Annotated in this window: 8 protein-coding genes; 4 read left to right on the top strand and 4 right to left on the bottom strand. The window is 48.6% G+C overall.

From position 1 onward, the window contains the following. Positions 1–25 precede the first annotated feature (25 nt). From H6G50_RS10275 to H6G50_RS10265, 3 genes are all read right to left on the bottom strand, one after another. The gene (locus tag H6G50_RS10275) at positions 26–904 is read right to left on the bottom strand and encodes a Uma2 family endonuclease (RefSeq protein WP_190715823.1); all 879 of its coding nucleotides are present in this window, start codon (positions 902–904) and stop codon (positions 26–28) included. A 515-nt stretch (positions 905–1419) separates the two neighbouring features. Continuing rightward, positions 1420–3942 carry a pentapeptide repeat-containing protein gene (locus H6G50_RS10270; RefSeq protein WP_190715821.1) on the bottom strand — a complete coding sequence of 841 codons (2523 nt, stop codon included), beginning with the start codon at positions 3940–3942 and terminating at the stop codon, positions 1420–1422. Positions 3943–4243: 301 nt separating this feature from the next. Beyond that, on the bottom strand, positions 4244–4495 hold the full coding sequence (locus H6G50_RS10265) for a hypothetical protein (RefSeq protein WP_190715819.1): 252 nt from the start codon (positions 4493–4495) through the stop codon (positions 4244–4246). Between the two features lie 328 nt (positions 4496–4823). Between H6G50_RS10265 and H6G50_RS10260 the strand changes: the two genes are divergently transcribed. From H6G50_RS10260 to H6G50_RS10250, 3 genes are all read left to right on the top strand, one after another. Then, positions 4824–5711 carry a M28 family peptidase gene (locus H6G50_RS10260; protein WP_242032776.1) on the top strand — a complete coding sequence of 296 codons (888 nt, stop codon included), beginning with the start codon at positions 4824–4826 and terminating at the stop codon, positions 5709–5711. A 9-nt stretch (positions 5712–5720) separates the two neighbouring features. Then, the gene (locus H6G50_RS10255) at positions 5721–6779 is read left to right on the top strand and encodes a glycerate kinase (protein ID WP_347239913.1); all 1059 of its coding nucleotides are present in this window, start codon (positions 5721–5723) and stop codon (positions 6777–6779) included. A gap of 372 nt (positions 6780–7151) precedes the next feature. Beyond that, the gene (locus H6G50_RS10250) at positions 7152–7940 is read left to right on the top strand and encodes a winged helix-turn-helix domain-containing protein (protein ID WP_190715818.1); all 789 of its coding nucleotides are present in this window, start codon (positions 7152–7154) and stop codon (positions 7938–7940) included. A gap of 298 nt (positions 7941–8238) precedes the next feature. Here the strand turns inward: H6G50_RS10250 and H6G50_RS10245 are convergent, their stop codons facing one another. Beyond that, a complete protein-coding gene (locus H6G50_RS10245; RefSeq protein WP_190715816.1) occupies positions 8239–8433 on the bottom strand; it encodes a hypothetical protein in 195 nt (64 codons plus the stop codon). Positions 8434–8467: 34 nt separating this feature from the next. Between H6G50_RS10245 and H6G50_RS10240 the strand changes: the two genes are divergently transcribed. Next, positions 8468–13297, top strand: a complete 4830-nt coding sequence (locus H6G50_RS10240) for an SdrD B-like domain-containing protein (RefSeq protein ID WP_190715815.1) — start codon at positions 8468–8470, stop codon at positions 13295–13297. Positions 13298–13527: the final 230 nt, after the last annotated feature.

The raw sequence follows: 13527 nt of genomic DNA, 5'->3' as shown, positions 1-13527 counted from the left end.
GAGTCGGTTTGGTTTCCTTATTACTCTAACTTCTTTCCTCTCTTTTATTGAAGCCCTGCACTTCTTCGAGCGGCAACTGCAATGCTTCGGATACCTGCTGCGGGGTTAATCCCATCCTCAACAGTTGGGGGATGGCTTCGCGTTGCGATCGCGCGATGCTGTCTCTTTCCCGTTCGGCGCGATCGGCTCGCTGTTGCTCTCGTTCGGCGCGCTGTCGTTCGATTTCGGCGCGTTCGCTACCCGTCAGCAACAAATTGCCCTCCCCATCCCACCAACGCAACCACCGCTGCGTCTGGTTTTGGTAGCTGCCTTCCCATAAGCCCAGTTCTACTCCCATCGGTTCAATGGGATAATGGCCGCGATCGTTAGTTTCTTGCAGGCGATAAATCCCGTTAATCAAGCGATACAGTTCCAACTGTTCGTTCCGAATTTGATAAATTCCGTAGTAAGGAATCCGCAAAATTTGTTCGTAGACCCAGAATTTTCCCGGTCTGGTATTCTCGTTTTCTGCTGAAAATAACGGCGTTCTGTCTCGTTCGGGCGACCCATCCCCAGAGGCAAATTCTAAGGCAATCATCGGGGCGATATATTCCTGCCAAATGACGTAGGAACGGCGAATTTGACCGTTGAGTTTGGGAGGAACCCCGGGAACGTAAAACCAATCGGGCGCTTCTGCACCGCGATCGGGCGGATCGGTTTGTCGCCAATATATCCCGCAGTCCTGACCGATCGCGTAACGTCCGTCGGGATGCAGGTTTTCTAATACTGCGCTGAGAGAATCTGTTAGTAAGATGCTTTGGGGATGTTCTTGAAAGTTCTTCACGAATTCACCGTTTTCTTCGGGCAATTGCAGATGATTTGGGAAGGGTGTAGGCAGCGCGATTTGCGCGGGGTTAGAACTCATGGATTTAATGGATAATGGATAATGGATAATGAGTTTCTAAGCTTTTTTGTAGGGTGCGTTAAGCGCGGGTTAGATTTTGGAAAAAAGAGACTAATTTTTAGGCTCACGGTAACGCCCCAAGATTGTGCGTTACTTTCTATATTAGTTTAATTATGCCATATTTACAGTATTTTTGCACTAATTTACGCTCGCAATGCAATATTTCTTCGCTTTAGAGCAATCGCACTTTATACCCTCTTGTAAAATCGTACAAGCTCGATAAAAGTTAGCATTATACAAATTCCCAAAGTCTGATGCAATGAATTTTATCTGTAGGGCAGAGCATTACTCTTCCCTAATTCTACGCAACATTGCAAAATCAATAAAAACTGGTACTATAGCAGCTTTCACATGGATGAGGTACACCCAGCGGGCGAATACCATTCGCCCCTAAAACCTCGAAATCCGCGCCCCTACCGATTTAATTTTTGGAACTGTACCTCACGCAAACAAAAACGCTATAAGCAATTGTTTAATCATTTTAAAAGAATCGTTCCGGTCAATTCCACAGCGTTTAAATTTGCTCCCGATAAAATTGCTCCTTCTAACCGAGCATCGCTTAGATTTGCGCCCCTTAAATCGGCGGCAGTTAGATCGGAGTCTTGCAAATTTGCTCCTATTAACTGGACTTTATTCAAACTCGCTCCCTTTAACCTTGCGCCTTTCAAATCGGCAGCAATCAATTTAGCCTTATCGAGATTTGCGCCCTGTAAGTTTGCACTTCTTAAATTCGCTCCAAGTAGATCGATTTGTTTCAAGTTCGCATTTTCGAGTTCTGCTTTTTCCAGATTCCAGTTGCGAAAGTTACGATTTCCAGATTGATAGGATTGCAATAATTCGCCCGCGCTGGAGGCGGCGAGTTTTCTTTGGGGCGCATAGCGATGAGCGATAGAAAAGGTCTCGTCGCGCTGCATAATGTTCCGCATCTCATCATAAAAAGAGTAATTCCCAATCCCACTCAAAACCGCCCATCCTCTCGCCCGCGTCAAAGCAATTAATAGTTGATTTCGCAGTTTTAAGTTGCTTTCATCTACGGCAATTTTATCTAGTCCAACGATATAAACGAGGTCGGCTTCATGCCCTTTGGCGCGGTGAATGCGCGAGATTGTAATTGCGCCGGGAAACCAAAAAGAATTAGGATTATATTGTTCTTTATTGCAGGAGATCGTGTTATAATTATTAGTTCCTGGCAAATAAACGTCGATTCCTTGTTGAATTAAAAAGTTAGCAACATCAATTTCGAGTTGTCGTGCTTCTAAAAAGTTCCCTAACACAATGACTAATATTTCTTGGCTGGGTCGTAACCCTTCATGACGGAGAAGATCGAGGGAATGGCGAGCTAAATAGCTAAGTTCTTGTTGCCGATTGGGAAAGGTTTTAAATTCGAGGCAATCTCCCTGCCAAAGGTGGGAAATGGGGTTGGGGGAATTTTGAGGAGGACGATGGAGAGTGGCGGGGGCGCGTACCTCGTAACCGATCGCGCGCCAATCTTCCGGACATTGCATTCCCGTCAGCATTCCCCCCGGACGCAACCATCCCATCGCGATCGCGTGGGCGGCTGTTAAAATGCGGTGAGGCGTGCGATAACAGCGCGAGAGAACCTCACTTTTCGGGATGCCATTGCTGTAACTCCCCGCCACCAGATGCGCCAACTCCTCGCCAAAAAGCTCGCTAACGCAAGGCACGGTGAGGCTTTCCAAACTTTGCATCTCATCGCAAGTCCAGATCAAACGCCGCTGGTGAGGAAGCGCGGGATCGACGGGACGCAAGGATTGATAAGCCAGCCAATAAAAAGGCTGTTTCCCTTCAAACTTACAGCGATCGACGATTAAATCCTGTCCTTCATCGAGCAAAAGCGCATCGAAGCATTGCGGAATTGCCGCCGTATTGAGGAGATAGCAGCAAGCTTCGGCGAGTGCTTCGTTCGGTTGTTTGGTGCGGAGATTCTTCACCGTCAGAGGTTTCACGCCCGCTTGACGACACAGAAAACTATAGAGTCCCGGTTGTCCCTTCGCCCCCCAAGCATGGAGAACGCGCAGGTTGCGGTTATCGGCATCGTAACCGACTTCATTTTGGCTGAAGTAACGCAACCATTTATCGATCTGTGCAATAACGAGCGGATAGAGACTGCGGGAGAAGAAAACGAAGCCAACCTGCCAATGGGGGTGTTTGAGGTGGATATGGGCAGCTTTTTGGCAAAGGAGGACGGTTTTTCCCGAACCGGCTAGCCCACGAATGCGCTGCGGTCCGGGGGGGATTTGCTTGGCGATGCGTTCTTGCTCGAGGTCGAGTTGTAAAAGTTGCTCGTTAGCCTGCTGTAAGATTTTACCCCGACTGCGATCGCGCGCGAGAACCCGACGCGACGGCGGACGATACAGCGGTGTTCCTGCAACCACCGCTAACAGCAGTTGCCACTGTTCCTCGGTTAAGGGCGGGGCGGTGACGAGGGGCGGCGTTTTAATGAGGCGATCGCGCATTCCCTCGCATAAATCTTCCTGAAAGAGTAGGGGTGGGCTAGTTGGGAGGCGATCGAATCCCCGTTCTTGCCACTCTTGGCGGTTAATTTTCGGTAGGGCGACGAGGGCGCGCCCGCTGACTTGGCGCTGCAATGTTGGCTCGCGATCGCTATACTCGAGGAGCGCAAACAGTTGATTTTCGGCTTGTTGGTAAGGATTGCCCGTTGCCGCGTAGTAATCGTGATATTCCCATAAATGCCCGGAAATTGACGCAATTTGCGCGATCGCAAGGGATTTCACCTCAATAATAATTGCGCCCCACTCGCGATCGACAATCAGGATATCCGGTTCCTTGCGGTATTTCCCCCGTTGCGAAAAGATCGGGTAGCGCCAATAGGCAAGGCATTCGCGATCGCAAAACGCCCCTTGTACCGCCTCCCAGACTGCCCGTTCTCCCGCTTCGCCCACTTTATCCAAGGGTTCTGTGGCAATAAATTTTGAAAGAAGGGAACGGGAGAGATTTTCTGCCTCTGAATCGTGCATGGCGGAATCCATTGTGTTAGCGAACTACCGCACGCCGAATCATGTATAGCGCTATGCCCATAGGTTAGGACATTCGGTAGGGTGGGCAGCGCCCACCAATCAAGACTTTGGTGCTTTTAGTACCGCTCATTATCGGGCAAGTAGCGCTATTAAATAACGGCGTGGGGTTTCTTTTTACCTTTAAGCTAAGTGCAGGACTGCTTGCGGGGCTAGCTTAAAAAAAAGCAAAGGCGTATAGTCTACATCCTTTGCCTGCGTTTCTATTCAACTCGATTTCAAGGGTAAAATGACAGCAATAAAATTAAGTGCGATCGAAATCTAACTTATTGCGCTCTAAATCGCGCAAAATTCGTTCTGCCGAACCAACGAGGAGAGGATTGCCCGAGGAGTTGCGCGCGTTTCCAGCATCGGTGGAATCTGCCGCACGGGGTTTGGCTGAAGAGGGTTCGCTAGCTGCCGCGCTTTTATCTAAGGATTGATGGACGGGTTCTAAGGCTAGAACAACGATAAACGAGGTAACGACTAAAAGGCTAAAGTCAAGTTTCTGGCGCATAGTGGCTGCTAAATCAATCGGATTTGGTGAAGTTGGTTCTGCTTTACTTTAAGTCTACCCAGAAGGTTGCAATGTTCCAGCTTGGATTGTTCGCAATGGCAACTGATACAGTCGGGAGTCTGTCAAGCTCAATTGTAGCTGTTCGGGAGAGGGGGGATAAATTCTGAGTGATGAATGATGAGTGATGAGTTATGAAGGGGGGATAAATTCTGAGTGATGAGTTATGAGTGATGAGTTATGAAGGGGGGATAAATTCTGAGTGATGAGTTATGAGTGATGAGTTATGAAGGGGAACAGGGGGAGATGGGGAGGGAGAAACGGCGTTAAAATGGGAGTTTCGGCAATTGATGCCCAGATTAATGGTATGAAGGATGATGAAGAACGCTTGCGATCGCACCTCCTCGAAATCGCCCGAGAGCGCGATCCCTATTTTGCCAGCGCCGGACATTTTTACGTGCAAACCTATATCCAGCAACAATTACAACAATGGGGAACCGTCGAACGCCACAACTTTACTTACACTCCCAGAGGGCGCACCCATCAAAACTTAGTGCTAAATCTACCCGCCCGCAATGGGACAATTTCTAAACCGCCCATTTTAATCGGCGCGCACTACGATGCAGTTCCGGGAACCCAAGGCGCAGACGACAATGCAACGGGCGTTGCCGTATTGCTGGAACTAGCGCGAGAATTCGCCGCCCAACCCGTCCGCTACCCCCTGCGTTTGATTGCCTTCGATTTAGAAGAATATGGTTTAATTGGCAGCGATCGCTATGCCGAAGATTTGGGAACAAGTCAACCTTTGCGCTTAATGCTCTCATTAGAAATGTTAGGCTATTGCAGCCAAGAACCGGGTTCTCAGCAATATCCCGCCGGTTTAGAGCGAATTTATCCCGATCGCGGCAACTACATCGCCCTCATCGGCAATCTTCCCACCTTACCCGATTTATGGCACTTCAGCCGCCAATTTCGCCAAGCCGGAACCCCCGCCCAATGGCTTCCCGCCGGGATGAAAGGGCAACTGCTGCGCGCGACGCGCCTCAGCGACCACGCCCCCTTTTGGGATCGCGGCTACCGCGCTATTATGGTCACGGATACGGCCTTTATGCGCAATCCGAACTACCATCAACCCAGCGATCGCATCGAAACCCTGAACTTCGATTTTCTCGCGGGCGTGTATCGGGGGTTGGTACGCGGATTGCGATCGTTGCGTTAAACCAGATCGATGATGAACGCGAATGAGATTTTACGGCGTTGGAGTTTGGGGGAAAAACCAACCGCAGAAGATTGCCAAACCCTCCTCGCGGCGGAATTAGAAGATTCGCAACGAGCAAAAGCGTTTGAGATTAACGCAGAGATAGGATTGAAAAAAATCGAGGTGCGATCGCGGTTATTCGAGAACATTTACCCCGCCCTCGCCCCCTACTGCCCCGGATTCGCGATCGACTCCCCCCAAACCCTAAAAACCCTTTGGACGCTATGGTTGCCCCTCGCCCTGCAATTGCAAACATGGCGAGAAGCACAGTCCCAACCCCTCATTCTCGGAATTTTAGGCGTGCAAGGAACCGGGAAAAGTACCCTGGCTGGGATTTTAAGCTTTATTTTAGCGCAACTGGGCTATCCAACGCTTAACCTTTCCCTCGACGATCTCTATAAAACCTATGCAGAACGCCAGCAATTGCAACAGCAAGATCCGCGTTTAATCTGGCGCGGGCCGCCGGGAACCCACGATGTACAATTAGGCATCGAACTGCTCGATCGCATCCATCGCCGCGAATTTCCCCTCAGTTTACCTCGCTTCGATAAATCCCTCCACAACGGAGTGGGCGATCGCATCGCCCCAGAAACCGCTGCAACTGCCGAAATCCTTTTATTTGAAGGCTGGTTTGTTGGCGCGCAACCCATTGACGACAAAGCTTTTGAAAACCCGCCAGCGCCGATTGTTACCGCTGGCGATCGCGACTTTGCCCGCACCTGCAACCAACGCCTCGCCGCCTACCTTCCCCTGTGGCAGCGCTGCGATCGCCTTCTCGTTCTCTATCCCCTCGATTATCGCTGGAGTTTGGACTGGCGCAAAGAAGCCGAACAAAAAATGAAAGCCAGCGGAAAAGCCGGAATGAGTGATGCAGAAATCGAGCAATTCGTTCGGTATTTTTGGCGATCGCTGCATCCCGAACTTTTTGTTACACCGCTTCTTCAAAAACCTGTCTCAGTAGATTTCGCGATCGCCGTCAACCGCGATCGCACAACCGGATCGATATACTGCCCAGAAACGCGCTGCTAGCTCGAATCAATCCGACCTACTTTTAAGATAAAGCTGGGTTTGTCGGCTAACACTCAAATCAATATAGACCAGGTAATTGTACGTTCTAGAAATTTTCTACCCCCGACACTAATATGGAGAATAGCCTTATAAGTTATAGAGGGCATACCTGAAACTTATAGCTGCCAAAGCTTAAAGCCTTAGACTTTGTGGCTTGGGTTTCGGAAAACGGGGACATATTTGTGGCTTATAAAGCGAGTATGAGCTATGTTTGGATCCTCATTTTTGCTGAAGTCTCGGCAGTTTGCTATTGCGCCCAAACTCACAGATTTTTAAGCGAACCTTTATTCGCAACTGCGATCTCAACAAAACTTATAAATAATAGACTCCCAAATGTGTATCTCCATTTTAAATCTACCTTCTCAAGTTCAACTCTCAGCCAACCTCTTTTGTCCGGACAAAGACTGTAACAACTATCGCTATGGAAAACTATTGGTCAATCCCAATTTTCGGACTGTTATGTATGACGGGAAGCCGGTTGACCTCTCTACAAAAGAGTATTTCTTACTGCTGCTTTTCCTAAAATATCCCGAACAAATCTTTAGCTACGAAGCTATTGTCGAACAACTTTGGGATGTTGAAAAAACGCCCACCCACAGTAGCGTGCGATTCCACATTAAAAGTTTGCGTAAAGCCTTTAAGCAAGCAGGTGCAACTAACGATATCATTACGACTATTTATGGGGTTGGCTATCGCTTAAGTCTGGCAGAGCGAGAAAATAGTAAGGTCGGCAAACTGCCTCCTGCTGAAGTTTTAGAGCAATTACTTCGATTGAAATCGCTCGAATATGTCAGCATAAATTATGAAGGTGCGATCGTTAACTTTTCCCTAGGCGCTAGTAACTATTCGGATTATCCAGAAGCATTTTATTCCGGTACAAAGCTCGGAGAAGCTTTCCCCGAACTGCTCGAATACGAACAAAAACTTCAGCAAGTTCTCGATCGCGAGTTAGACTACTTCGTCCTTCCAGAGTTTGTCAGAGAATCCAATCCGGAGCGACCTCAGTATATCAGCCTTTACGCGATCGCGCATTCGGCAGACAGCGATCGAGGACAGAGCGAGCAGACCCTATTCATTTTCTTTGAAGACGTTACCGAACTCGTCAATCGCCGTCCGAAATAGCCTTAACAAAAAAGTTCAACTCCACTAGGAAATCTTAAGTAGTGCCTGCGTGAGGTTAACGAACTGTTACGTTCTGCTGACCTCGCCCCCTTGCGGGAAACCTCCATCCCTTCCCCCCGCAAGCGAGAATCCAAGCGCGATCCTTCCGTGCAAATGCGCGACCCCAAAGTCCGCTGTAAACTTCACTTTTCTCCAAACATCCGCGAGCTTAACGAAAATTTTCAATTTTTTCACGTTTTTTTCACAAGATTCCACAAATTTTACATAAAGTCGTTTTAAACTACCGCTATAAAACTACTCAGTCGAGATCGGGAAATTCTTCAATCCTTGAAGAGCATCCTTGAATCTGCGGAGCTTTGTCAAAAGTTCCAGTAGAGACTCGCAGAGCGAGTAAAGCGCCATTCATCCCGATCGGTGAGAAGGGCGCTATCTCAATCTGCACGCCTAATGCCGAGTAAGGGCAGAACGCGATCGCAACATCTTCCATCTTCAAGACGCAATTCAGAGCAATTAGAGGGCTATCAACTATGTCAGATGCTTCATTCGGCGATAACTTAATCGATCCATTAGTCGATCCCTTACTCGGCGACCTAAGCGAATCCATCCCCACCGTCACCACCGACAAACTCGACTACGCCCCCGGCGAAACCGTAACCATCACCGCCAGCGGCTTCGATCCCGGTTCCAGCATCCAATTTTCCCTAGCCGACGACCCCAACGATCCCGGCGACGATGGCGATGCCGACATCTACACGCCCTTCACCGTCACGGATGGTAGTGAAGGCGACCTCGACGGTCAAGTTGACGGTAAAGTCGTCACCACTTGGACAGTTCCGACCGATAACAATAGTACGGGTAGTGGCACTCCCGATGCGTTGAATGCCACCTTAAACTTAACCGCGATTGGAACCGGAGCAGACGGAACTCTTGGCACAGCCGACGACCAAGTAGCAACAACAACATTTACCGATGGAAACCCCTCTCTCACCTTGAACCAGTGGGAAACAACGACCGATCAGTGGGCAAATGGGCAAGCCAACTCAAATCAGGCAACCTACCTTGAAGGTGATGTAGTACCCTTCTCGCTTGAGGCGAGCAACCTAACTGTAGGAACAACCTATGGGATACGCATTAATTTGAATACTTACCAGTCCAATACGGATGCTGGTGGTTTTCTATATCTAGACACATATAACAGAAGTATCACACCGCTTCCTGATAACTTCTCCCATACCGGGACATTAGGTACGCCTACTGTAGACAGCACATTTACCTTCACCGATCCCTCTTATGCAAACCCTGGCTTACAGTTTTATGTGGCCAATGCAGATGTTTTGTCAGTCACCTATAGCCTCAGCCCAGATGGACTGAATCGTTACGCCGATGTCAGATTCAAAGCGAATGCAGCCAATGAAAATGATGGCGAAGCAACCGCAGAGATCTATTGGGGACAAAGGCTAGCCCTGCCCAATGAAGTTGTTACCACCGCTAATACAGGCGGCAGTCTCGGTGCATCAGGATTTACGGGTGGCAGCTTGCAGACCAAGGTTGAGGGGACTGGTGCTGCTGGAACCACTTGGGTCACACCTAGTAATGCTGTGCAACTGATGCCCGGTGTGGTTCAGCAAGGTGCAATCTCAGGCTATAAGTGGAACGATCTTAATGCCAATGGTGTTAAGGATGCCAATGAACTTGGCTTGGCAGGATGGACAATAAACCTGTACAAGGACAATGGGAATAATGTCTTTGATGCAGGTGATACTCTAGTTACGACGCGGGTTACATCAAACGGAACCACGGATGCCAATGATGACGGATTGATTAACAGTGCGGATTTAGGTTTTTACAAGTTTGCCCCAATTGTTCGCGGCACATACTTCGTCACTGAAACACAGCAATCAGGATGGACTCAAACCTTCCCAAATAACAATTTGTGGGGACCTCTAACGATTGATGAAAACACCCCACAACGCACCAATATCAACTTCGGTAACTTCAAGAATATCAGCCTCAGCGGTTATAAATGGAACGACATAGATGGCGATGGCGTTTGGGATAGTAACGAGACAGGCCTTGCTAATTGGACTATTCAACTTGACAAGAATAACGATGGAACAATTGATGCCACCACAACCACTGATTCCACTGGTAAATACACCTTCACCAACCTTGGCCCTGGAACCTATAAAGTAACCGAACAAAATCAGGCTGGGTGGACGCAAACTTTCGGGACGGCTGGCTATACCTTCACCGCCATAAGCGGTACGAACCTAGCGGGAACTTCGGGAACAGCCACTACCTATAACTTCGGTAATACAATAACCAACTTAGCCCCAGCCATCAATATCGAGAAGACAGTTAACCCAACTTCAATCTCTGAAGGCAGCACAGGGCCAGTTACCTATACCTATGTTCTAACCAATACCGATCCAACTCCGTCAGATATCGATCCTCTAACCATCCAAAACTTGGTGGATGACAACGGCACATCCGGTAACGCGGCTGACGACTTCGATCTGGTTAAAAACGGCGTGTTACAGCCCGGAGTAACCCTGAACAAAACAGGTGGAGATCAAGACAATTTCCTCGAAGTTGGTGAAACCTGGACTTATCAGATAACTCGCAATCTGCCCGCCCAAAATGCAGGAACCAGCCTAACAAACATCGCAAAGGTTTCGGCAGTCGATGACGAGGGTACAGCAGCCACAGACACTGATGATGCTACGGTTACATATAACAATGCGGACCCAGCCATCAAAGTCGTGAAGACCGCCAGCACCAACGTGGTGACAGAAGGGACACCCACAGACATCACCTACATCTATAAACTAACTAACGAGAGTTCGACCTCGACTGACCCCCTGACAATCCTCAACATCAACGACGACCAGTTAGGTGACTTGAGTGCGGAGTATGTCAGCGGTGACGATGGTGACAACTTGCTCGAAAAAGGTGAGACTTGGATTTACCAAGCCACAGCCACTGGCGTGGTACTCAATGCTGATGAAGAGCTAACCAACGTAGTCACGGTCAGTGCCGAAGATGATGAAGGTACGCCAACTTCCGACACTGACACCCAAACGGTGACGGGCGAAAATGCGGACCCAGCCATCAAAGTCGTGAAGACCGCCAGCACCAACGTGGTGACAGAAGGGACACCCACAGACATCACCTACACCTATAAACTAACTAACGAGAGTTCGACCTCGACTGACCCCCTGACAATCCTCAACATCAACGACGACCAGTTAGGTGACTTGAGTGCGGAGTATGTCAGCGGTGACGATGGTGACAACTTGCTCGAAAAAGGTGAGACTTGGATTTACCAAGCCACAGCCACTGGCGTGGTACTCAATGCTGATGAAGAGCTAACCAACGTAGTCACGGTCAGTGCCGAAGATGATGAAGGTACGCCAACTTCCGACACTGACACCCAAACGGTGACGGGCGAAAATGCGGACCCAGCCATCAAAGTCGTGAAGACCGGACCTGATACAGTTCTTGTCGGAGGAGCAAGTGTTACTTATAACTTCACCATCACCGCCGATCCAACTAATGTCAGCACCGACCCAATTGAAATTACATCTTTAACGGATGATAAGTTAGGAAATCTGCTCAGTGCTGCTCAAACAGCTTGGCTCAACGCAGGTAATACTCTGCAAGACATCAATGGTGATGGGAAAATGGGAATTGTCCTTAATCCCAATCAATCCTTCAACTTCAACTACACCACTACTCTCAATCTCTCCCAAGGTCAAACTCATACTAATGTTGTAACTGTTAAGGGGGTAGATGATGAAAATACTTTGGTTCAGGATGACGATCCACACTCTATCAAAGCAGTTGCACCTAAGATTGATGTGGAAAAACTGGTTTCCGTTGATGGTGGCTTAACTTTCGTTGATGCAGACAATCCATCCGGTCCTAACCTCAACCAAGGAACTAACCCCATCTTTAAGTTTGTCGTTACTAACACTGGCGATGTCCCGTTGTCAAATATCACCTTATCTGATAGTAATTTTGACTTAAACGGAAATGCTCCTGGTACGACAATCAACATTGCTTCGTTGGCTGCAAATGATGGTCAAACTGGAGGTCAAGATGAATATGTTTTCACCTTCACCGCCCCTTGGCAAAGCGGTCAACATACCAATACTGCAACGGTCAGTGCAAATTACACTGATAGTGCTGGTAACACAGTAAATCTAAGTGACAGCGATAATGCCAACTACTTTGGTACGGCAAATGTCGGTCAAATTACGCCGACGGGAGTGAATGTCAACCAATATATCAATGGCACGGCTCCTGACTTCAGTGATTATTATGCTTCTCAGGGTGGAGTCATCCAATACAACACCAACAAAGGCAAGATCAACAATACGAACCCAGGTGTCTTCTTCTACTACACGGGACTTTCCAATGCGATTAAGGGCTTTGATGGTCCGGATGCGGGAACTGCACCCGACCCGATGACAATCTACGTCAACCAGAGCAATAACGGACTTGATGTTGTTGGCGGTGCGAGCAATCCTGGAAATGTGGAATGGAATTTCGGTGTTACTACGAGTGATGTTAAGCTCTTTAAGGTCACGGATGTTAACAACAGTAAAACGATTGATGCGGGGGATACTGCGACTCAAGTGCAGTTGCAGTCCAGTCAAATCGTGTTGGGGATTGGTGCAAACAAAGGGGATGTAACGGTTAATTTCACGCCGGATGCAGTTGGCTCTCTGTATGTGCTTTCGGTGCAGTACAACACGGGCAGCGTGGTCGGTTTGCCTCAAGGTAATTTCCCAACGGTCAATTACTCTTTCAATACGGATGTTGGTAACAACGGCACGATTGAAGAGACGGATACGAAAGGCATTACTTTGAAGTATAAGTTCGCTACACCGCTGACTCTGGATGGAACGCCAACGGCAGGCGGTTCGGTGCTAACGAAGGCGCAACTCGAACCGATTGTCAGTGCTGCTATTGATTACTGGGCGCAACAAGGTGTGGATGCGAAGAGTCTGAAGCAACTGGAGAAAACAGATATCATCATTGGCGATTTGGGTGGTTCTTTATTGGGTGAGAGCGTGCGGGATGGCTTAATTGTTAAGCTCGATGATGATGCGGCAGGTTATGGCTGGTCTGAGTCGTTGGATGCAGTTAATCCCGATCGCGTGGATCTTCTGTCTGCCCTTACCCATGAGTTCGGTCATATTCTAGGCTACGACCACAGTGATATGGGCGAAGCGCTGGGCGTTGGCGAACGGCATTTGCCTCTGGATGCGCACGATCCTCTCAATACCCAACCTTTGTTAGGTTTGGATGCTGATAAGGTTCTTGCGGTTCCCGCGATCGCGGTTCCATAGTCAGGTCGAGCTATCTTGGCTTCGGGCTGGAGGCAGAAGGTTGTATTTTGCTAACTGACTGAAGTTACGTTGAAGAGGGGAGAAGCGATCGCTCGTTTCTCCCTTCCTAATTTGGGAAGTGCTACTCGCTTATTTTTTGTCAATTTTCTCTAAGTTAAGCGTCTATCTAATAGAGGCATTCAACGGTTTAAGCTACAATCCAAGCAGACTCTGTGCTTTTACTGACAGCG

Origin of the sequence: Oscillatoria sp. FACHB-1406, from assembly GCF_014698145.1 — a bacterium.
Classification (GTDB): domain Bacteria; phylum Cyanobacteriota; class Cyanobacteriia; order Cyanobacteriales; family Spirulinaceae; genus FACHB-1406.
This window is presented reverse-complemented; position numbering and strand designations above follow the sequence as displayed.

What these genes read in the sequence shown, in the direction of transcription:
- H6G50_RS10265 (WP_190715819.1), bottom strand. Translation starts at nt 4,495, where the DNA reads ATGCGCCAGAAACTTGACTTTAGCCTTTTAGTCGTTACCTCGTTTATC.
- H6G50_RS10255 (WP_347239913.1), top strand. Translation starts at nt 5,721, where the DNA reads ATGATGAACGCGAATGAGATTTTACGGCGTTGGAGTTTGGGGGAAAAA.
- H6G50_RS10240 (WP_190715815.1), top strand. Translation starts at nt 8,468, where the DNA reads ATGTCAGATGCTTCATTCGGCGATAACTTAATCGATCCATTAGTCGAT.
- H6G50_RS10270 (WP_190715821.1), bottom strand. Translation starts at nt 3,942, where the DNA reads ATGCACGATTCAGAGGCAGAAAATCTCTCCCGTTCCCTTCTTTCAAAA.
- H6G50_RS10260 (WP_242032776.1), top strand. Translation starts at nt 4,824, where the DNA reads ATGGGAGTTTCGGCAATTGATGCCCAGATTAATGGTATGAAGGATGAT.
- H6G50_RS10275 (WP_190715823.1), bottom strand. Translation starts at nt 904, where the DNA reads ATGAGTTCTAACCCCGCGCAAATCGCGCTGCCTACACCCTTCCCAAAT.
- H6G50_RS10250 (WP_190715818.1), top strand. Translation starts at nt 7,152, where the DNA reads ATGTGTATCTCCATTTTAAATCTACCTTCTCAAGTTCAACTCTCAGCC.